The sequence below is a fragment of the Corynebacterium yonathiae genome (assembly GCF_027570195.1).
Taxonomy (GTDB): Bacteria; Actinomycetota; Actinomycetes; order Mycobacteriales; family Mycobacteriaceae; genus Corynebacterium; species Corynebacterium yonathiae.
On the sequence record NZ_JAKMUZ010000001.1, the window covers coordinates 1 to 19,085 of the forward strand.

Sequence of the window (19,085 nt, forward strand, 5' to 3'; positions counted from 1 at the left end):
AACAAAATATTACAGAAGCCGTAGGTTTACACGTCCGTGTAGCCCTACGGTTTTTTGCGTTTTACACACTCTTTCAAAGAGCCTAAGCCATGCACAACACAGCACAACTACCAGCGTCCTACTGTTCCCGGCTGTTTTATCTTGGCTGTAGCGTATAAGCCAAAATGGCTGTAAGAGACCTTGGAGGTAACTTTTTATCCACCTTACGAGGCCCCAAGTACTGTTGGGAGCTCAGTGTGGAGCGATATGCCCAGAAATTATTGCCCCGGCGTGTGCGACTGCTATATGAGTCTTGCTAAGTAGCAGTCCCTTCTACAATATGGGGCGATGTGCCGTTGAATCGATGATTGGCTACCCGGCCTTGACTATGGAAGATCTAACAGGCGCTTTGATCATGCCTGAAAAGGCTGGTTCTTCCGCAACGTGTGTGTCAGAGGATGTTCGGTTAGCAAGGTAAGGCTCCCATTGCACCTGACAGGCGCGATCTAAATTCCGGCTTTGTTCCTAGAAGCTGTAGAATAGTGCCGATATATCTGTGCTAGTTCCAACCAAGAAAGGGTAGGGCTGAATGTCGGAGCGCAATCACAATGGGCGAGGTGGACGTGACCGCAAGCCACGCAATAATAAAGGCCGTGGTTTTAAGGGTGACTCTCGCAAGAAGAAGTCTTTTTCGCCGCAACGCTCCGGTTACCGTGAGGAACGAATCAATCGTCGCATGAGCGATCCAGACATCCCGGCAGAGGTTGATGTCAACGACCTTGACCCGATGGTTCTGCAGGACTTGAAGTCTCTGTCGAAAGAAAACTCCGAGGCCGTTGCCAAGCATATGATTATGGCCGCAACGTGGATGGAAGACGATCCTAAGCTTGCCCTGCGTCATGCCCGCGCTGCTAAGGATCGAGCTGGCCGCGTGGCAATTGCTCGAGAAGTCAATGGTATTGCTGCGTATCGCGCCGGAGAGTGGAAGGAAGCATTGGCTGAGCTGCGTGCCGCGCGCCGCATTTCGGGTGGGCCTGGAATGCTTGCTGTGATGGCTGATTGCGAACGTGGCCTAGGCCGCCCGGAAAAGGCACTCGAATTGGGCCGTGCAGATGAGGCAGCTGAGCTTGATGAGGAATCTAAGATTGAGCTAGCTATTGTTCTAGCCGGCGCCCGCCTAGATATGGGCCAGGCTGAGTCCGCGGTTGTCACTATCCAACGCGCTCAGCCGGACCGCACTGCCCGCGGGGTAAGCGCCTGCCGTCTCGCTTATGCGTATGGCAATGCTCTGCTGGAAGCAGGTCGCAAGGACGAGGCTAAGGAGTGGTTTGAGCACGCCGTATCAATTGATGAGGGTGACTGGACCGATGCTGCTGAACGCTTAGAGGAGTGTAAGTAGTGACGGTACTTAGCAAGCACGATGCTCTACTTCTTGATCTAGACGGAACCGTGTGGGAAGGCGGGCACCCTCTTTCTAATGTGGTGGACGTGATTAATACGTGCGGCGTACCGGCGGTGTATGTGACCAACAATGCTTCGCGCAGCCCAGAGGCAGTGTCCAAGATGCTGGAGGATATTGGGCTCAAGGCGGGCAAGGAGCACATCGTGACCTCTGCACAAGCGGTCCTGCAGCTAGCGGCAGAGGAAGTTCCCAGCGGTTCAAAACTTCTTATAATTGGTGCTGATCCTCTCCGTGATTTGGCCCGAGACAATGGTTTTGTCGTGGTCGACAGCGCTGATGATAAGCCTGCTGCCGTTGTACAGGGCTTCGATCGCTCTGTTGGCTGGGAGCAGTTGACTGAAGGAGCACTAGCTATTAGGCAGGGAGCAAAGTTCTTTGCTTCGAACCTGGACACGTCGTTGCCCATCGAGAGAGGTCTTGCTGTAGGTAACGGCTCCTTGGTGGCTGCTATCCAGTCTGCCACTGGAGTAGAGCCGGTTTCTGCAGGCAAGCCAGAGCCCGCCATGTTCACCTTTGCGGCTAAACAGATCGGCGCAAAGAAGCCGCTTGCTGTAGGTGACCGCTTGGATACAGATATTGCTGGTGGCAATTCCGCTGCCATGGATACCTTTCATGTACTCACCGGCGTCTCAGGAGAATTGGAGCTCATTGAAACTCCTGTGGAGTCACGTCCTAATTTCGTTGGCGCCGGCATGCATGAATTGGCGCTACCAGTATCCGTCGCGCGTCCAGGAGCACAGGGCGGGTTTACAGCGCGGTGTGATGGACACGACCTTTTGCTGGAAGGCGGGGATGAAAAATCGACGTCGATTCAGGCATTGCGCACTGTCTTGGAAGTGGCGTGGGCCATGCCGTCTCCTCCGCGCTATATTCAACCGCGTAGTGAGCGTGCGGAGAAGGTAGTTGCGCAATGGCGGTAAAGCCACATGATTTTCGGGCCGTAAAGGAACCGGCAGAGATCGATGCTGAAATAGCGGAGATTCTGGGAGAAGATGCGGCGGATTTAGTCGCTGAAGTTGATCAGCTCAACCGCGCCCATAATGTGTTGCGCGATGCTTTGCAGGAGAACTAATGCCCCCACAACGTCGTAGATTAGACGCAGAGCTGGTGCGCCGAAAGATTGCTAGATCGCGTGAACAAGCCCGAGAAATGATTAAGTCGGGGCGCGTTACAGTCGGTGGCTTCAAGGCACACAAGCCGGCCTCGATTGTAGAGCCCGAAGTCTCAATCAAGGTCGAAGAGGCGGAAGAAGATAAGTGGGCTTCCCGCGGTGCACATAAGCTTTTAGGGGCCTTGGCGGCGTTTGACGTCGACATGAATGGTCGCATTCTCGATGCTGGCGCGTCTACGGGTGGCTTTACTGACGTGTGTTTGGAACACGGGGCGCAGGAAGTACTTTCTGTGGATGTAGGGTATGGGCAGTTGCTCTGGCGGCTGCAAAATGATGAACGCGTGAAGGTTTTAGATCGCACCAATATCCGTAATCTGACGCTTGAGCTTACCGACGGCCCTTGCGACGGCATGGTAGGAGACCTGTCCTTTATCTCGCTCCGGCTCGTATTGCCCGCCATTGTGCAGTGTCTAAAAGACGGGGCGTGGTTGCTGCCAATGGTAAAGCCCCAGTTTGAAGTTGGAAAGGACCGCTTGGGAAGCGGTGGCGTGGTCCGTTCGTCTGAGCTGCGCAAAGAAGTAACCAAGGAAGTAGCTAAGTTTGCCTTGTCGCTCGGGTTGAGCATGCATGGCGCGGTAGCTTCTCCTCTGCCTGGGCCGAGTGGAAATGTGGAGTACTTCCTGTGGCTGAAAAAGGACGGTCGGCCCACGGATCTGGCTAAAGTGGAAGAAATGATTGACCGCGCAGTCGAGGAAGGCCCGCAATGACACGAGAAATCCTGTTGGTTCCTCATGCCAACCGCAAGGAGAATCTGCAGGCGACGTCGCGTGCGGCGGAGCTATTGCAGGATGCGGGAATTACCGTCCGGGTGTGCGCGGACGAGAATGTGCTGCCGGGATTGAAGCATGTGTTCCACACCGAAGATGCAGCCAGAGGGTGCGAATTGGTGTTGGTACTGGGCGGCGATGGTACTTTCCTCCGTGCTGCGGATATGGCGCGTGCCGTAGATATTCCGGTACTGGGGATCAACCTCGGACACGTAGGATTTCTGGCTGAGTGGGAGGTCGAGTCTCTTGACCAGGCTTTGGTGCGGGTGATCGAAAAGAGGTACCGCATTGAGGACCGTCTTACTATTGATGTGTCAATCTTTGATGAAGAAGGAAATCTTCTCAATCGCAGCTGGGCTTTGAACGAGGCATCGGTGGAAAATCAAAACCGATCCGGCGTTTTGGACGCGATTTTGGAAATCGACCGCAGGCCGGTGTCTTCTTTTGGCTGCGATGGGGTGCTTATCTCCACTCCTACTGGGTCGACCGCTTATGCGTTTTCCGCAGGTGGTCCGGTGCTGTGGCCCTCGCTTGATGCGATTTTGGTAGTGCCGAACAATGCACATGCACTCTTTACCAAGCCCTTGGTTGTCTCGCCTAATTCCTTGGTAGCGGTTGAATCCACGATGCGTACTACCCCGGCTACCGTAATTTTGGATGGTTTCCGCGAATTCGCAATGCCACCAGGTGCTCGCGTGGAGGTCGTGCGGGGCGAGCATCCGGTGCGGTGGGTACGCTTGGATGACCAACCTTTTACTGACCGTTTAGTGTCGAAGCTGCGCCTGCCCGTAGAAGGGTGGCGCGGACCGAAGGAGAAGTAGTGCTCGTCGATATTTCCATCAATGATCTGGGCGTCATTAGCCAGAGCTCTGCGGAGCTATCCGCAGGTCTGACCGTGCTTACCGGTGAGACCGGTGCGGGTAAGACCATGGTGGTTACTGGATTGCGGCTCTTAGCAGGTGGACGCGCAGATGCTTCCCGGGTACGTGATGGTGCCAAGAAGGCCGCAGTGGAGGGCCATTTTTCCTCCTCGAGGGAATCCATCCGAGAGCTGGTGGAGTCAGTTGGCGGGGATGCTGATGAGAATGGCGAATACATCGTCTCGCGTACGGTTTCTGCCGCTGGTAGATCGAGAGCCTATTTGGGCGGCCGCGCGGTACCGGCGGCAACGTTGGGCGAGTTCGCGCGCGAGCTCATTACGGTCCACGGACAAAATGATCAGCTTCGTTTGCTTGCGCCTGAGGAGCAACTCGGCGCTGTAGACCGAGCAGATCCAAAATTGGCGGGCGTGCGCCAGCGTTATACCGAAGCTTTTAAAAAATGGCGCAGCCTGGCCAAGGACTATAAGCGGCGTACGGAACAGCGCCGCGAACTCGCCCAGGAGGTCGACCGCCTGCAATTCGCGGTGGATGAGATCGATGGTATCGCCCCGGAACCCGGTGAGGACGAGGAATTGGTGCAGCTGGTTCGCAAGCTGCAAGACGTCGATGGGCTTCGCGAATCCGCGGAGGTAGCGCTGGCTTCCATCGATGGAACTGAGGAAATGGAGGAAGCTGCCTCAGCTTTGCTGGGCCGGGCGGTTTCGGCATTGGCAGGATCGACCGATAAGGAATTGGCAGCATTAGGTGAGCGACTCAGCGAGATCACCGCGCAGCTGGGGGATATTTCCGGAGAGCTTGGGGGCTATTTGGCGGGGTTGCCGGCGGATCCGCACCTTTTGGAGAAGTCCTTGCAGCGGCAGCAAGAATTGCGCACATTGACCAGAAAATATGCTGGGGATATTGATGGCGTCGTGGCGTGGCGCAATAAGGCCGCTGCACAGCTCGAATCCATGGATACCTCCACAGAAGCTCTCGAGGAATTGAAAAAGCAGGTCAAGAATGCTGAGTCGGTAATGATCGAGCGGGCTGGGGAGCTGACAAAGGGGCGTCGGAAAGCGGCAAAGGCCCTTGGAGAGCAGGTAACGCGAGAGCTCCATGGCCTGGCCATGCCAAATTCCACCTTGACGGTGGAGCTTGCGCAGGCGAAATACTCTAAATCTGGCGCCGACGCGGCTGAGCTGCAGTTAAACGGCAAACCCATTGCGTCCGCTGCTTCAGGCGGTGAACTTTCCCGCGTCATGTTGGCCTTGGAAGTTGTGTTGGCGGAAGAAGACGGCGCCACGCTGGTATTCGATGAGGTAGACGCCGGGGTGGGCGGCCGTGCTGCGGTGGAGATCGGCCGCCGCCTGGCACGCTTGGCCGTGCACAACCAGGTTATTGTGGTGACACACCTGCCGCAGGTGGCCGCGTACGCTGATGCTCATTTACATGTCTCTAAGGAGAAATTTACCTCCGGTGTGGCAGAACTATCGCAGGAAGAACGTGTAGAGGAATTGGCCCGCATGCTGGCAGGCTTGGATGATACTGAGACCGGCCGCGCGCACGCGCAAGAGCTTTTTGACCGCGCACAGGAAGAAGCTTCCGCGCGCCTCACCCACTCGCACTCATAATCACGCCAAAATAGGGCCATGGCTCTGTTTTCCCGTAACCCCGATCAGCCTGGTGTGCTGCGTGATTGCACTCCGGGTGCCAAAGGGATGAAAAAGTTTAGTGAAGGCGATATCGCCGTAATTGATGCGGCAAATATTTCTCGCCACGAGGCTCAGACCCTCGTAGACCTTAAGCCCTCCGCAGTGATTAATGTGGCGGATTTTTCTACCGGAACGGTCCCCAACTATGGTCCGCACATCTTGCTCGACGCCGACATTGCCCTCGTAGAGGGCGTTGGCCAGTCTTTCGTTTCTGAGTTTAAGGAAGGAAAGAAGGCGCGTATCGGAGAGGACGGTACGGTCTTTAGCGGAGACAAGGCCCTAGGAACCGGACGCGTGGTTACTCGGGAACGAGCAGAGAAGAACTTCACTTCGGCGCAGGGAGCGCTCATTGACCACATGGAATCCTTCTTCGGCAATTCCATTGACTTTATTAACTCGGAGGGCCCGCTGTTTATCGACGGCCTCGGGGTCCCCGCTTCCGGCTCTGAGATTGCCGGCCGAAAGGTAATCCTGTTCTCGCCGACTGACCGGCACCGCGAGCAGCTTAAGCAGCTGCGAAACTTTATCCGCGAGTATGAGCCGCTGTTAATCACGGTAGGAGCGGCGGCAGACTCTCTGCTGGCACAGGGCTATAAGCCAGATTTCATCATCGGTGATCCCAATGGTGTGAGCGATGAGGCCCTGCGTTGCGGAGCCCGCGTGGTCGTACCCGCGGATCCGGAAGGCGAGGCAGAAGGCCTTGATCGCATCCAGGATCTCGGGATTGGCGCCATGACCTTTCCAGCTGCAACGCATTCAGGTACTGACTTGGGCCTGCTATTTGCTGACTATCACGGTGCGGACCTTATCGTGCAAGCCGGCGGTGGGGTAGACCTCGATGATATTTTTGCGGATCGTACCAATCCCTCGGCGGTACTTTCCCGGCTCAAGGCCGGCACGAAGGTAGTGGACGCGGATGCGGTGATTAATCTCTACAGTGCACCTTCATCCAACCTCGGCTGGTTGTGGGCGCTGCTAGGAATCCTGGTTGCGATTGCGGCGGTAATCCTCATCGTCGGCTTTGGCGGCAGCCAGGACTTTGCTAGCAACCTCAGCGAAACCTGGTCCAGCCTCTTTGGGGGCGCATAGAGCATGGCAAAGACTGAGCTTATAGCAGGTTTGGGCTTCGGGGCCGCAGTAGGCGTAGCGTTGGGCGCGTTGGTAATCGCACCCAACCTGACCACCAGCACGGCCGACAACGATCCGATCCGCGAGGAGCACCGAAAGGTGGTCCAAGACAATAAGATTCTCCAGACCCAGAATGAAGCTAGCGATAAGATAGTGGCCGGTTCTGGCGCAGAATTGGTTGATGGTACTTTGTCTCAACGCCCAGTGCTCATCGTCACTACCGATGATGCCAATGGCGGCGACGTGGATGCCATTAGGAAGCTGTTGGAGTCTTCCGATGCCACCGAGGCCGGTGAGATTAAGCTGACCAAAGATTTCCTGCGCCCGGAGACTAAAGATAAGCTCGTGCCCATCTTGAAGGACGCTGCGCCCAAGAAGGCGGATACTAAGGGCCCAGAATCGGCAGGCGCCCTCAGCGGTGAGGTATTGGGTACTGCACTGTCTATGGACCCTGAAAGCACGAAGCCTTTGGCCTCGGTAGAAGAACGAGCGGAGCTGCTCCACGAGCTGCGCGACGAGGGCTTTATCGACTATGAGGATGGAACCATCGTTCCCGCTCAAGCCATTATTGTGGTTTCTGGTAGCGGCCTGCGCGGCTACCCCTCCGGCGCCCTGGCGGAATTTGCTACCGGCTTAGATGATGTTAATGGATCCGTGGTGCTGAGCGGGCGCATTAAGCAGACTCAGGATGATAAAGCACTAGCCCAGGTGCGCGATCAGGATGCGAAGTTGTCTACGGTCGATAGCACAGAGCGGGCTTTGGAGCGCATCGCGGTTATCTTGGCTACCCAGGAGCAACTCGATGGCGGCCAGGGCGATTATGGTGCCGCCGAAACAGCAGATTCTGCCCTGCCGGGAAAGGAGTAACCCATGGCGCATGACTTCAAGGTGCTTGATTCGCAGCTGCTTGTCGACGCCCCCATTCTCGCCCTTCGCCGCGACGAAGTGGTAATGCCCGGCGATGTGTCCGCTTCCCGTGAGGTAGTCGAGCACCTGGGGGCGGTAGCTGTAGTAGCTATGGACCCAGACGAGCGTATTGCGATGGTGTATCAGTACCGTCATAGCGTGGGCAAGCGTTTATGGGAGCTGCCGGCAGGATTGCTCGATGTACGTGGTGAAGATGAGCTAACCGGTGCGCAACGCGAATTGCAGGAAGAAGCCGGCTTAAGCGCACAGAAGTGGTCCGTGCTGACGGACCTGGTGACTTCACCCGGATTCTGTGAAGAGGCGGTCCGCGTATTCCTAGCCTCGGGCCTTAGCAACGTCCCACGGATGGAGGTTACTGGGGATGAAGAAGCCGATATGGAAATCGCATGGGTAAAGCTAGACGATGCCGTCGATAGAGTGCTGAGAGGCGAAATCGTCAACTCCATCGCGTGCAGCGGTATCTTGGCCGCCTACGCAGTTTTGCGCGGCGGCAAGGAGACCCGCAGCGTGGAGGAGCCATTTACCCTGCGGCCGACGTCGATGAGCTCCCGCCGCACGGGCGCGGACCTAAAGAAGCTGTGAGTGCACTCGAAGACGTAGCGCAAACGTGGCTGAACCATCTCGCGGTCGAGCGCGGCGTTTCTGCGAATACGTTGAGTAATTATCGCCGCGATGTCCGCCGCTACCTGGCCTGGTTGAATGACAGCGGAGTAGAGGACCTGCGAGCGGTGACGCGCCCGATGGTGGAGGCTTATCTCAAGCACTTGCGCTCCACAATGGCGGCGTCCTCAGCCAATCGCGCGCTCATCGTTGCACGCGGCTTGCATAAATTCGCTGTGGCAGAAGGCGTTGTAGACATCGACGTTGCAGTTGAAGTAACCCCTCCGAAAACCGGGCAGCACCTGCCCGAGACGTTATCGGTGGACGAGGTCAGTGGACTTATTGAAGCAATTCCCACAGAAACCCCGGTGGATGTGCGCGACCATGCCTTACTGGAAATGCTCTATGGCACCGGTGCACGAATCTCGGAAGTAATCTCCCTAAATGTTGATGACGTTTCTGCCGCGCAGGAGGTAATCCGCCTGCGGGGTAAAGGAGACAAAGAACGAATTGTGCCCTTGGGCTCGCACGCCCGAAAAGCTATCGATGCCTACCTGGTGCGGGCACGCCCAGCGCTGAGCAAAGGCAAGACGCCGGCGCTTTTTCTCAATACCCGCGGTGGAGCGTTATCGCGTCAGAGCGCATGGGCGGTTTTAAAGACGGCTGCGCAGCGCGTCGAGCTGGACAAATCCATTTCGCCGCATACCTTACGGCATTCTTTTGCGACGCACTTGCTGGAAGGCGGCGCAGATGTGCGCACCGTGCAAGAATTGCTGGGACATTCATCGGTGACGACAACGCAAATATATACTCACGTCACTGCCGATTCCCTGCGCGAGGTGTGGCGCACTGCGCACCCTCGTGCTTAAGAAAGGACCTATATGTTTTCATCTCGTGTTGCCGGTGCGGTGCTTTCTGCCGCATTGGTTTTCCCTGCGGTGGCGCATGCCCAGCTGCCACCGGAGGTAGAAGCCGCTATTGCTGCCCCTATTTCGGTTCCGGCCGGCCAGATCACGACCGTGAGCTTGCCCGTGCCCGCCGAGGCCAGCTACTCGGGCGATGGCTGGAATGTCTCCGCCTCTGGTACCTCCGCTACTATCACCGCGCCGGCTGAAGGCGGCCAGATCTCGGTCCCCGTTTCTGCTCAAGGCATGAATGCGACTCTCACGCTCGTCGCCGATGGTTCGGTCTCGGAGGGCGACATTCAAGACGAAATCGACGGTGCAGAGGGTGCTCCAGCTCCAGCGCCTGGCCCGGGCAACGGATAAGCCGGCTGAAGGCGGCAATGCCCCAGCAGACAAGGGATCCGAAGGCGGGGTGGAAAAGCCTGCGCCGGCGAAGGGGAAGGAAAATCTCCCGGTAGTCCCAGGTGAAAAACCCGAACGTAAGCCTGCAGGGGAAGCCAACCTTGGGGGCGCAGAATACGTCAACCTTGAATCCCATATTGAAGGCAATACTATTACTGCGAAGATGGGGCTCAAGCAGGCCTATGACCTCTACCAGCAGTTCAAGGACACGGAGGAAAACGACGTTAAGCTGCGTTACCTCGATGGAGAAGGCAATATCTTCCAAGGAGCAAAGCGCGACGTCGATGCGTCATCACGCACCCTCACTCTGACGTATCTAGAGGGAGAAGCGCCTGATAATCCCTTCATTATGCAGTTGTTGCGCAATGATGGTTCTGGTGCCGCCCTGATCGTTACTTTGCAGGACCTTAATTATCAATCTGCGCCAGAAAACCTCGATAAGCGGCAACAAGAAGAACCCAAGGATGAGAATGAGGGCTCCCATCTGGGCTGGATTATTGGAGGGGCAGCTGCGGCAGTACTTATCGTACTAGTTGATCTAGTAGTCGCGCTCAAACGCCGTTCTAGTCAACGCTAAAAGCTTGATATAAACTAAGTCTCGGTACTTGCTTGCTGTAGCGGGTACGCTTTAATGACAACGTTGTAATCAACCCTAAGCCAAGTGTCATGGTCCGGAACTTGGCGTCAAGGAAGCAGGTGTGACTGTGAGCGAAGAGGGTCTCTTTTCTGCCTCTGATGTAGAGGTGGGGCTGACCGGTCGTCCTATCCGCGAGTTGCCAGAACCCGCACCCTTGGAAAAGCATGGGCCGGCCACGATCATCTCGATGTGTAACCAAAAAGGCGGCGTGGGTAAAACTACCTCCACCATTAATATGGGCGCTTGCCTTGCCGAATTTGGCCGTAAAGTCCTCTTGGTTGACCTTGACCCCCAGGGCGCGCTTTCGGCGGGTCTTGGGCTCACGCATGACGATATAGAAGACACCATCTATGATGTGATGCTCGATAGTCACACCTCCATTCACTCCGCGATTCAGCACACTGGGGTTTCGGGCTTGGATTTGGTTCCGGCCAATATTGATCTGTCCGCTGCGGAAATTCAGATGGTTAATGAGGTCGGTCGCGAGCACACACTTGCCCGTGCCTTGCGCCCGGTTCGTCGTGATTATGACTTCATCATTATTGACTGCCAGCCTTCCCTCGGTCTTTTGACCGTCAACGCCCTTGCCTGCTCACAGGGCGTTATTATTCCCATGGAGTGCGAGTTTTTCTCCCTCCGCGGCTTGGCTTTGTTGACCGATACTGTTGAAAAAGTCTCAGATCGCATCAACTTTGACCTTGAGGTCATGGGCATTTTGGTAACCATGTTTGATCGCCGCACCAAGCATGCTAGGGAGGTAATGTCCCGCGTGGTGGACTACTTTGGCGACAAGGTTTTTGACACCGTAATTACTCGTACCGTTCGCTTCCCGGAAACGTCGGTAGCCGGTGAACCAATTACTACCTGGGCACCAAACTCCCCGGCTACGCAGCAGTACCGCAACTTGGCCAAAGAGGTCATTGAGCGTTCAACCGTTTAAGGTATCGTGACCCAGCCGGAGATTACGGGCTTTCGCATTGCGCTGCGGAATTTTGAGGGCCCTTTTGACCTGCTCTTGCAGCTCATCCAGTCCAAAAAAATGGACGTGACCGACGTTGCGCTTTCAGAGGTGACCGATGAGTTCGTGGCTTATACGCGTCAGCTGGGAGAATCAGCGGACCTAGATGAGACTACGGATTTTCTCTTGGTGGCGGCCACGCTTTTGGATCTAAAAGCGGCGCGACTGCTTCCGCGAGGCGACGTGGACGATATTGAAGACTTGGAGCTATTAGAGTCGCGAGACCTTCTTTTTGCCCGCCTCTTGCAGTACAAAGCCTATAAACAAGCAGCGGATCAATTCGCCGTGTGGCAGCGCGAAGCGCAGCGCAGCTATCCGCGCGCGGTGGCAATCGAAGAGAAGTTCGCGGAGCTTTTGCCTCCCGTCGCGCTTGGCCATACGCCAGCCAGTTTTGCCGAGCTCGCCGCTGGAGTATTCCGCCCTAAGCCGCCTGAGGAGGTGGCTACCGGCCACGTTCATGCCGTGGCGGTGTCGGTGCCAGAGCAAGCCGGCAAGATCTTAGAAACACTCAAACTGCTAGGCGCCGGCCACTGGACAAGTTTTGGGGCACTGACTCGCGACTGTACGGTTTCTATGCAGGTGGTGGGCCGGTTTCTTGCTCTTTTGGAGTTGTACAAGGCTAAGGCTGTCGATGCACAACAAGAAGAAGCGCTGGGACCGCTGGACCTATCGTGGACAGGTCTGGACGTGGACCCAGCGGTAGTTGCCGCTGCCAACTGGGATTAAGGGCGCTGCTGAATGAAATTCAGTGTTTCGGGGGAGAGCTCCCGGTCAGCATAGACACGTACGTCCGGCTCTTCTGGGTTGTCTTCGGTGCCCACACGGCGCCCCTCCCACACCTGTTGCAGGCCTTGTTTTTCGATAACCCGGATGGCTGCCGGGTGGTTCGTCGTAACGCGGGCGGTGACAGGGGAGTCGGGGTCCACTTGTCGGATGCTCTTTAGCGCCGCCGACGTGACTTCTGTAGCAAATCCGGCACCCCAGTGGGCCGGGCGCAGGCGGTATTTAATGTCCCAGAAGTTTCCGCCTTCAACGTAGATAGCGCCGCCTACTCCGATGAATTCAGAAGGATTGTGGCGCATGTAGGCGGCCCATGGTCCAAAGTGGTGGGCGTCCCAAGACTGGGAGGACGCCTGTGCGAGCGCACGCGTGGTGCGAATATCGGCGAAGCGGCCATCGGGACGGTGGCTCCAAATTCGCCCGTCGCTGTAGACCTTGTGGGCCTCTTCAGTATTGGCGGCGGACAAGGGGATGAGAATGAGTCTGTCAGTGCGTGTAATAGTTTCCATGACCACATGTTAGCCGAGTCACAGTAGAGAATTAAAGTGATTTAGGAAATTGCGGGAGGTATTTTCCTCTTCAGTAGACTTGTCCCTTATGGACCTTCCCCTCATCTCACAGCTGCGTTCCCGCCTTGAGTCAATCCTGCTCGTGCTCGACTCCCCAGCCTCGGTGGAGTCCTTGGCGCGTGCTTTAGGGGCGGAAGGGGACGTCGTCAGTGATTGCCTTCGTGCCATTCAGCGAGAGTTAGATAGTCGCGGCTCTGGTATTGAATTGCGTGAGACCCAAGAAGGGTGGCGCTTTTATACGCGCACCGAGAATGCTGGCGCGGTAGAAGAATTTCTCTTGGACGGAGCCCAGACAAAGCTTTCCCGCGCGGCCCTAGAGACGTTGGCGGTGGTTGCCTATAGGCAACCTGTCACGCGCCAGCAGGTGGCAGCTGTTCGCGGTGTTAACGTCGATGGTGTTATGCGGACCCTCAACCTGCGCGGCTTGGTGAGGGAACTGCCACACGATGATTTTGAAGGCGCCGCGCACCGGTATGAAACGACGGAATTGTTCCTTGAACTATTGGGGATTGATTCTTTGGAACGCCTGCCAGACTTGGCGCCGCTTCTGCCTGATGTCGAGGCAATCGACGAAGAGTACTAGCGTGGGGTAGGATTGCCCAGGTAATTTCATATCTTCGAGAGAAAAGGACACGTACGTGACCCCTCCCGCTCGCCGTGACGGCACACCGGATAAGAAGCAGCGAGACAGTGACATCATTGTCTCTAATGCTAAGCCGGCCCGTCACCAGCATGTGTCAAAGAAAAAGCAGAAGGCTACCGCAGAATCCGTAGCCCGCGAATTGGGTGCCGATTGGCTGGTTGATGAAGAAAAGCCCAAGGGGGAGCGCCTCCAGAAAGTGCTCGCCAAAGCGGGCGTTGCTTCCCGCCGCCATGCCGAAATCCTTATCGATGCCGGCCGCGTAGAGGTCAATGGCAAGATCATCGCTAAGCAAGGCGTCAAAGTAAACCCCTCGGTGGACGTCATTCGCGTAGACGGGGTGCGCGTCAACGTTAATGAGGAGTACGAATACTTTGTGCTCAATAAGCCCCGCGGAATGCAGTCCACTATGTCGGATGACTTGGGGCGGCCGTGCGTGGGCGATGTGGTGTCAGAAAAGGTTGCTGCCGGTCAGCGCCTCTTCCACGTGGGCCGCCTAGACGCCGATACAGAAGGCCTGCTCATTCTCACCAATGACGGCGAGTTGGCTAACCGTTTGATGCACCCCAAGTATGAGGTAACCAAGACCTACCTCGCCACCGTATTGGGTGAGGCAGATAGGAAGCTCGTGCGGAAACTTAAAGAAGGCATTGAGCTAGAGGATGGCCTAGCAAAGGCCGATTTCGTGCAGGTCGTTGATACTAACCAGGGCTATTCCTTGGTGCGTCTTGAGCTTCATGAGGGGCGCAAGCACATTGTGCGTCGTATGTTGAAAGAAGCCGGCTTCCCCGTGCAGCGTCTAGTGCGTACCAAGCTACACACGGTGCAGCTAGGCGATATGAAGCCCGGTGGCTTGCGCGCTCTCAATTCCAGTGAGCTGACTAGTTTGTATAAGGCGGTGGAGATGTAATGATTTCTAATATGCCGAAGGAAGGCCTCATCCTTGCCGTGGATGGCCCTTCCGGAACTGGAAAGTCGACCACCTGCCGCGCTTTAGCTAAGCAGCTGGACGCCAAATATGTTGATACTGGCGCTATGTATCGCGTGGCAACGCTCGCGGTGCTGCGCAAGGGCGTAGACCCTGCGGATACTCCTGCGGTTATTGCGGCCACGGCCGATTTGCCATTGGAAGTATCCGATGACCCAGATTCCACCGAGGTTCTCCTTGGTGGCGAAGATGTCTCGCGCGTCATCCGAGAAGATGAAGTCACCCGCCATGTTTCTGCCGTATCCGCCATTCCAGAGGTGCGTGAAAACCTGGTAGCTCTGCAGCGCAAGCTGGCCCGCGAGGCGCACCGCGCGATTGTGGAAGGGCGCGATATTGGCACTGTTGTGCTTGCCGACGCCCCTGCAAAGGCATTCATGACGGCCTCTGCTGAGGTCCGGGCTCAGCGCCGCCAAGCACAGAATGAAAAAGCCGGAATAGCTTCGGACTATAAAACGGTTCTGGCGGATGTACAGCGCCGTGATGCGGCAGATTCGTCTCGCAAGACCTCGCCGTTGCGCCCAGCGGATGACGCAACCCTAGTTGATACCTCTGATATGAGCCCTGCGGATGTTATACAAGCCCTGATTAACGTGGTGAAGGAGTCGGCCAATGACTAAACACGATCCCCAGGAAGAGTCGGAGACTCAGTTCCATTACCCGGCCGGAAAATTCGATGATGAGGTGGTAGAAGCATCTCCCGGCTGGGCAGCTGATGATTTCAATACCGAGGAATTCGACTACGATTTCGATGACTCGGATTTTGGTGAAGCTGACTATGGGGAGGATTCGCCCGTAGAAGAGCCACTGAGCGAAGAGAAATGGGAGGAAATCTCCCGTGCCTTTGGAGTGGAATCTGATGACCATACTGAAGAAGCCTTGTGCACGGTGGCCGTCGTTGGGCGTCCTAACGTGGGTAAGTCCTCCTTGGTTAACCGTTTCCTTGGCCGCCGCGAAGCAGTAGTAGAGGACCACCCAGGCGTCACCCGCGACCGGATTTCTTATGTCGCGGACTGGAATGGCCAGCGCTTCTTGGTGCAGGACACCGGAGGCTGGGATCCCAATGTTAAGGGTATCCACGCGGCCATTGCCCGTCAGGCAGAAGTCGCTATGGAAACCGCCGATGTCATCGTTATGGTGGTGGACACCAAGGTGGGCATTACCGAGACGGACGAGGTCATGGCTCGCCGCCTGCAAAAGTCCCCCGTGCCGGTGATTTTGGTATCGAATAAGTTCGATTCCGATAATCAATATGCAGACATGGCGGAATTTTATGCATTAGGCTTGGGCGATCCGTGGCCAGTATCCGCTCAGCACGGTCGCGGCGGCGCGGATGTGTTGGATGAGATTTTGCGGGTATTCCCCGAAGAACCCCGGCAGACCGCGATTACTTCTGGTCCCCGCCGAGTTGCCCTAGTGGGCAGGCCCAATGTGGGTAAGTCTTCGCTGCTCAATAAGCTCACCAGTGAAGAACGCTCCGTGGTCGACAATGTTGCCGGTACTACGGTAGATCCGGTGGACTCCTTGGTGCAGCTGGATGAACAGCTCTGGAAGTTCATCGATACAGCGGGCCTCCGCAAGAAGGTAAAAAACGCGCAAGGACATGAGTACTATGCTTCCCTGCGCACGCGCGGCGTTATCGATGCTGCCGAGGTCTGCATCATGCTTATCGACGCCTCTGAAGAGATCTCCGAGCAAGATCAGCGCGTCCTTAACATGGTCCTTGAGGCAGGCAAAGCCCTGGTGATTGCGTTCAATAAGTGGGATCTCATGGATGAGGATCGCCGCTATTACTTGGATCGTGAAATTGATCTGCAGCTGAGCCATCTGCCGTGGGTCACCCGCGTTAATATCTCCGCAGAAACGGGTCGCGCCCTGCAGAAGCTAGAACCGGCTATGATGGAGGCCTTGGAAAGCTGGGATCAGCGTGTTTCCACGGGTCAGCTGAATAACTGGTTGCGTGAGGCCATCGCGGCTAATCCTCCGCCGATGAAAAATAATCGCCTGCCGCGCGTATTGTTCGCCACGCAGGCATCTACGCAGCCGCCGACCATCGTCTTGTTTACGACGGGCTTTTTGGATGCGGCCTATCGGCGCTACCTTGAGCGTAAGTTCCGTGAGCGTTTTGGTTTCCACGGAACGCCAATCCGCATTGCGGTACGTGTGAGGGAGCGGCGCGGTAAGAAGCGCTAGCAGTATGCCCGTTACGCTGGGATTATAGCACTCAGGCGAGCGATTTTTATACCGGACACGGTGTGAGAATTGGCTCGCCTTCCCGTTTATGTCCGTTCATGTGGGAATCGATAGGATATAACCAGTTGTTAATCCTCTCGTGATGGAAGGCTCAGCATGCTTGCCAGCATAATTGCGCCAGATTCAATTCTGGCCATCGTGCTCCAGGTCATCATCATCCTCAGTGCCTTGCTCTTGGGCACTCGGTACGGTGGCATCGGATTAGGTCTTATCTCCGGCATCGGTTTGATGCTCATGGTTTTTGTCTTCGGCCTCGCCCCGGGCGAGCCGCCGGTGTCGGTGATGCTGACCATCATTGCGGTTATCGGTTGCGCGGCCACTTTGCAACAAGCCCGTGGTCTTGAAGTGATGATGCAATTTGCTGAGAAATTTCTGCGCGCCCACCCTGAGCGCATCACCATTCTCGCGCCGCTTACCACTTGGTTTCTGACGGTGCTATGCGGCACGGGCCACGTGGTGTACACGATGTTTCCGATCATTGAGGATATTGCTCTAAAGAAGGGAATCCGCCCAGAGCGGCCGATGGCGGTCGCCTCGACGTCGGCCCAGATGGGCATTACGGCCTCGCCAGTGTCTGTGGCTACTGTGTCTTTGGCATCTATTATCGCCGAGAATGCTGGCGCTATCGATCACGCCTATTCCATTCCGCAGATTCTGATGGTAGCTATGCCTGCCTCGCTTGCGGGCGTCGTCCTAGCCTCGCTGTGGTCGCTGCGCCGCGGTAAGGACTTAGACGAGGATCCGGTATTCCAGGAGCGAATGAAGGATCCGGAGTTTGCAGAGAGCATTCACCAGTCCACCGGTTCGCTCATGGATGAGGAATTTTCGCCCGAAGCAAAGCGTGCGGTGGCTATCTTCCTCGTTGCTATCGCCAGCGTGGTCGCCCTCGGCGCCTTTGAATTCCTACGTCCGCTTGTTCCGGGTGACGATGGCGAGCTGAGCCCGCTTTCTATGAACCTGGTTATCCAGATGGTCATGCTAGTCGCCGGCGCGATCATCCTACTTACCTGCAAGGCGGACCCAAAGAAGATCGCGTCCACCCCGGTATTTAAAGCCGGTATGACCGCAGTATTCTCCGTGTTCGGCGTGGCCTGGATGGCGGATACCTTCTTCCAAGCCCATATCGATGCCCTAGAGTCCAACCTGGGTTCTGTAGTCGAGGCTGCACCTTGGGCCTACGCGGTAGTGCTGGTTATCGTCTCCAAATTGGTTAACTCGCAGGCCGCCGCCCTGGTCGCCATCGCTCCGATTGGTCTACAGCTGGGCATCGACCCTGCCATCATTGTTGGTTTCTACGGTGCGGCCTATGGCTACTTCATCCTTCCAACTTACCCCTCGGATCTTGCTTGCATCGGCTTTGACCGCACGGGTACGACACACATTGGCAAGTTCGTAATCAACCACTCTTTCTTGATTCCTGGCGCCATTTCGGTGTTCACCTCCTGCGTGGTGGGTTCGCTGCTAGCCCAGATCCTGCTTTAATCCGACTCCCGTACCAGTACGAAGGCATCCGTGCGGTACGGGATGTGCAGTTTCTGCCCAGGCCTATATCCCAGGTGCTCAAAGAGATACCAGTTAAGGTTATGGGTCATGCGCTCGTGGATGGCTTCGCCGTTGCGCAGCCAATAGGACCGGGTATGCATAAGCTGGTGAAGTTGTTCCGGAGTAAGTTCGTGATCCCAGGTCAGGCGGAGTTCTCGCTCCACAGACCACGGCGCCTTAAAATCCGGGTAGAAGCCTGGCTTGTGTACGTCGCCAGAGTGCATAATGCGAGAAAGCCGCAGGATCCAGGGATCCGCGTTGACATCGAGAGTGTTCCATACCAAAAGAATCTTCCCGCCCGGCGCGAGGACGCGGTCCAGCTCCGCGCACGCAGCTGCCACGTCGACCCAGTGCCAGGTCTGGGCGAGGCAGGCGGCGTTTAAGGAGCCGTCGGCAAGCGCGGTGTTTTCGGCCGTAGCACGCAGGACCGGCAAATCTAGACGAGAAGCCAGAACTCCCGCCATATCGGCGGAGGGCTCCAGCGCTACAACGCGATCATTGGACAAGGATTCAGTGAGCTTTCCAGTACCGGCGCCAATATCGGCGACGGTGTGCGCATCTGCAATTAGGGCCGACACCTCGTCCGGATAGCCTGGGCGTACATCGTGGTACGTGCTAGCACCGCGGCGGAAGGCCTGGGCGGAGGCGGTGCGTTGCGTGGCAGTGCGGAAGCCAGGGCCGTGCCTAGCGGAAGCCTTGCGGTAGCTAGGAAAGTGACGGGGATCTGGGTGGCGAGTCGACATAGCTC

Annotated in this window: 21 protein-coding genes; 19 read left to right on the top strand and 2 right to left on the bottom strand. The window is 56.5% G+C overall.

Annotation, left to right across the window (positions count from 1 at the left end):
- The first annotated feature begins 568 nt into the window (after window positions 1–568).
- The 14 genes from L8V22_RS00005 (at window position 569) to L8V22_RS00070 (ending at window position 12,294) form a co-directional block, all read left to right on the top strand.
- Complete coding sequence (locus L8V22_RS00005) at window positions 569–1,378, top strand: tetratricopeptide repeat protein (protein WP_238802098.1); 810 nt, start codon at window positions 569–571, stop codon at window positions 1,376–1,378.
- On the top strand, window positions 1,378–2,361 hold the full coding sequence (locus tag L8V22_RS00010; protein WP_238802099.1) for an HAD-IIA family hydrolase: 984 nt from the start codon (window positions 1,378–1,380) through the stop codon (window positions 2,359–2,361). The genes L8V22_RS00005 and L8V22_RS00010 overlap by 1 nt, the downstream gene beginning before the upstream one ends.
- Complete coding sequence (locus L8V22_RS00015) at window positions 2,352–2,513, top strand: hypothetical protein (RefSeq protein WP_238802100.1); 162 nt, start codon at window positions 2,352–2,354, stop codon at window positions 2,511–2,513. The genes L8V22_RS00010 and L8V22_RS00015 overlap by 10 nt, the downstream gene beginning before the upstream one ends.
- The gene (locus tag L8V22_RS00020) at window positions 2,513–3,319 is read left to right on the top strand and encodes a TlyA family RNA methyltransferase (protein WP_238802101.1); all 807 of its coding nucleotides are present in this window, start codon (window positions 2,513–2,515) and stop codon (window positions 3,317–3,319) included. Before L8V22_RS00015 ends, L8V22_RS00020 begins: the two co-directional genes overlap by 1 nt.
- Window positions 3,316–4,200 carry an NAD kinase gene (locus L8V22_RS00025; protein ID WP_238802102.1) on the top strand — a complete coding sequence of 295 codons (885 nt, stop codon included), beginning with the start codon at window positions 3,316–3,318 and terminating at the stop codon, window positions 4,198–4,200. The genes L8V22_RS00020 and L8V22_RS00025 overlap by 4 nt, the downstream gene beginning before the upstream one ends.
- Window positions 4,200–5,870: a DNA repair protein RecN gene (gene recN, locus L8V22_RS00030; RefSeq protein ID WP_238802103.1), complete on the top strand. Its 1,671-nt coding sequence runs from the start codon at window positions 4,200–4,202 to the stop codon at window positions 5,868–5,870. The genes L8V22_RS00025 and recN overlap by 1 nt, the downstream gene beginning before the upstream one ends.
- A gap of 18 nt (window positions 5,871–5,888) precedes the next feature.
- On the top strand, window positions 5,889–7,040 hold the full coding sequence (steA, locus tag L8V22_RS00035) for a putative cytokinetic ring protein SteA (protein WP_238802104.1): 1,152 nt from the start codon (window positions 5,889–5,891) through the stop codon (window positions 7,038–7,040).
- Window positions 7,041–7,043: 3 nt separating this feature from the next.
- Window positions 7,044–7,946, top strand: coding sequence for a copper transporter (locus L8V22_RS00040; protein ID WP_238802105.1), 903 nt, complete (start codon window positions 7,044–7,046; stop codon window positions 7,944–7,946).
- 3 nt (window positions 7,947–7,949) lie between these two features.
- Window positions 7,950–8,588 (top strand): NUDIX domain-containing protein, encoded by a 639-nt coding sequence (locus L8V22_RS00045; protein ID WP_238802106.1) that lies wholly within the window; start codon window positions 7,950–7,952, stop codon window positions 8,586–8,588.
- On the top strand, window positions 8,585–9,475 hold the full coding sequence (xerD, locus tag L8V22_RS00050; RefSeq protein ID WP_238802107.1) for a site-specific tyrosine recombinase XerD: 891 nt from the start codon (window positions 8,585–8,587) through the stop codon (window positions 9,473–9,475). Before L8V22_RS00045 ends, xerD begins: the two co-directional genes overlap by 4 nt.
- A 12-nt stretch (window positions 9,476–9,487) precedes the next feature.
- Window positions 9,488–9,874 carry a hypothetical protein gene (locus tag L8V22_RS00055; RefSeq protein ID WP_238802108.1) on the top strand — a complete coding sequence of 129 codons (387 nt, stop codon included), beginning with the start codon at window positions 9,488–9,490 and terminating at the stop codon, window positions 9,872–9,874.
- Window positions 9,837–10,490, top strand: a complete 654-nt coding sequence (locus L8V22_RS00060; RefSeq protein ID WP_238802109.1) for a hypothetical protein — start codon at window positions 9,837–9,839, stop codon at window positions 10,488–10,490. The genes L8V22_RS00055 and L8V22_RS00060 overlap by 38 nt, the downstream gene beginning before the upstream one ends.
- A 127-nt stretch (window positions 10,491–10,617) precedes the next feature.
- Window positions 10,618–11,490 carry a ParA family protein gene (locus L8V22_RS00065; RefSeq protein WP_238802128.1) on the top strand — a complete coding sequence of 291 codons (873 nt, stop codon included), beginning with the start codon at window positions 10,618–10,620 and terminating at the stop codon, window positions 11,488–11,490.
- 6 nt (window positions 11,491–11,496) lie between these two features.
- The gene (locus L8V22_RS00070; protein ID WP_238802110.1) at window positions 11,497–12,294 is read left to right on the top strand and encodes a segregation and condensation protein A; all 798 of its coding nucleotides are present in this window, start codon (window positions 11,497–11,499) and stop codon (window positions 12,292–12,294) included.
- On the opposite strand, the gene L8V22_RS00075 is transcribed toward L8V22_RS00070, so the two are convergent.
- Complete coding sequence (locus L8V22_RS00075; protein WP_238802111.1) at window positions 12,291–12,857, bottom strand: GNAT family N-acetyltransferase; 567 nt, start codon at window positions 12,855–12,857, stop codon at window positions 12,291–12,293. The two genes, L8V22_RS00070 and L8V22_RS00075, sit on opposite strands and share 4 nt — an antisense overlap.
- 88 nt (window positions 12,858–12,945) lie before the next feature.
- Here L8V22_RS00075 and scpB point away from each other — a divergent pair, with 88 nt between their 5' ends.
- The 5 genes from scpB (at window position 12,946) to L8V22_RS00100 (ending at window position 18,277) form a co-directional block, all read left to right on the top strand.
- Window positions 12,946–13,500, top strand: a complete 555-nt coding sequence (gene scpB / locus L8V22_RS00080) for an SMC-Scp complex subunit ScpB (protein WP_238802112.1) — start codon at window positions 12,946–12,948, stop codon at window positions 13,498–13,500.
- A 55-nt stretch (window positions 13,501–13,555) separates the two neighbouring features.
- The gene (locus tag L8V22_RS00085; RefSeq protein WP_269966364.1) at window positions 13,556–14,467 is read left to right on the top strand and encodes a pseudouridine synthase; all 912 of its coding nucleotides are present in this window, start codon (window positions 13,556–13,558) and stop codon (window positions 14,465–14,467) included.
- A complete protein-coding gene (gene cmk, locus L8V22_RS00090) occupies window positions 14,467–15,162 on the top strand; it encodes a (d)CMP kinase (RefSeq protein WP_238802114.1) in 696 nt (231 codons plus the stop codon). The genes L8V22_RS00085 and cmk overlap by 1 nt, the downstream gene beginning before the upstream one ends.
- Complete coding sequence (der, locus tag L8V22_RS00095) at window positions 15,155–16,735, top strand: ribosome biogenesis GTPase Der (RefSeq protein WP_238802115.1); 1,581 nt, start codon at window positions 15,155–15,157, stop codon at window positions 16,733–16,735. Before cmk ends, der begins: the two co-directional genes overlap by 8 nt.
- Before the next feature lie 156 nt (window positions 16,736–16,891).
- The gene (locus L8V22_RS00100) at window positions 16,892–18,277 is read left to right on the top strand and encodes an anaerobic C4-dicarboxylate transporter (RefSeq protein WP_238802116.1); all 1,386 of its coding nucleotides are present in this window, start codon (window positions 16,892–16,894) and stop codon (window positions 18,275–18,277) included.
- On the opposite strand, the gene L8V22_RS00105 is transcribed toward L8V22_RS00100, so the two are convergent.
- Window positions 18,274–19,080 carry a class I SAM-dependent methyltransferase gene (locus L8V22_RS00105; protein ID WP_238802117.1) on the bottom strand — a complete coding sequence of 269 codons (807 nt, stop codon included), beginning with the start codon at window positions 19,078–19,080 and terminating at the stop codon, window positions 18,274–18,276. The genes L8V22_RS00100 and L8V22_RS00105 overlap by 4 nt on opposite strands.
- Window positions 19,081–19,085 lie beyond the last annotated feature (5 nt).

Coding starts and splice junctions, on each gene's coding strand:
- der (WP_238802115.1), top strand. CDS start 15,155: ATGACTAAACACGATCCCCAGGAAGAGTCGGAGACTCAGTTCCATTAC.
- L8V22_RS00045 (WP_238802106.1), top strand. CDS start 7,950: ATGGCGCATGACTTCAAGGTGCTTGATTCGCAGCTGCTTGTCGACGCC.
- L8V22_RS00005 (WP_238802098.1), top strand. CDS start 569: ATGTCGGAGCGCAATCACAATGGGCGAGGTGGACGTGACCGCAAGCCA.
- L8V22_RS00075 (WP_238802111.1), bottom strand. CDS start 12,857: ATGGAAACTATTACACGCACTGACAGACTCATTCTCATCCCCTTGTCC.
- L8V22_RS00105 (WP_238802117.1), bottom strand. CDS start 19,080: ATGTCGACTCGCCACCCAGATCCCCGTCACTTTCCTAGCTACCGCAAG.
- L8V22_RS00025 (WP_238802102.1), top strand. CDS start 3,316: ATGACACGAGAAATCCTGTTGGTTCCTCATGCCAACCGCAAGGAGAAT.
- steA (WP_238802104.1), top strand. CDS start 5,889: ATGGCTCTGTTTTCCCGTAACCCCGATCAGCCTGGTGTGCTGCGTGAT.
- L8V22_RS00020 (WP_238802101.1), top strand. CDS start 2,513: ATGCCCCCACAACGTCGTAGATTAGACGCAGAGCTGGTGCGCCGAAAG.
- L8V22_RS00015 (WP_238802100.1), top strand. CDS start 2,352: ATGGCGGTAAAGCCACATGATTTTCGGGCCGTAAAGGAACCGGCAGAG.
- L8V22_RS00055 (WP_238802108.1), top strand. CDS start 9,488: ATGTTTTCATCTCGTGTTGCCGGTGCGGTGCTTTCTGCCGCATTGGTT.
- cmk (WP_238802114.1), top strand. CDS start 14,467: ATGATTTCTAATATGCCGAAGGAAGGCCTCATCCTTGCCGTGGATGGC.
- L8V22_RS00100 (WP_238802116.1), top strand. CDS start 16,892: ATGCTTGCCAGCATAATTGCGCCAGATTCAATTCTGGCCATCGTGCTC.
- scpB (WP_238802112.1), top strand. CDS start 12,946: ATGGACCTTCCCCTCATCTCACAGCTGCGTTCCCGCCTTGAGTCAATC.
- L8V22_RS00040 (WP_238802105.1), top strand. CDS start 7,044: ATGGCAAAGACTGAGCTTATAGCAGGTTTGGGCTTCGGGGCCGCAGTA.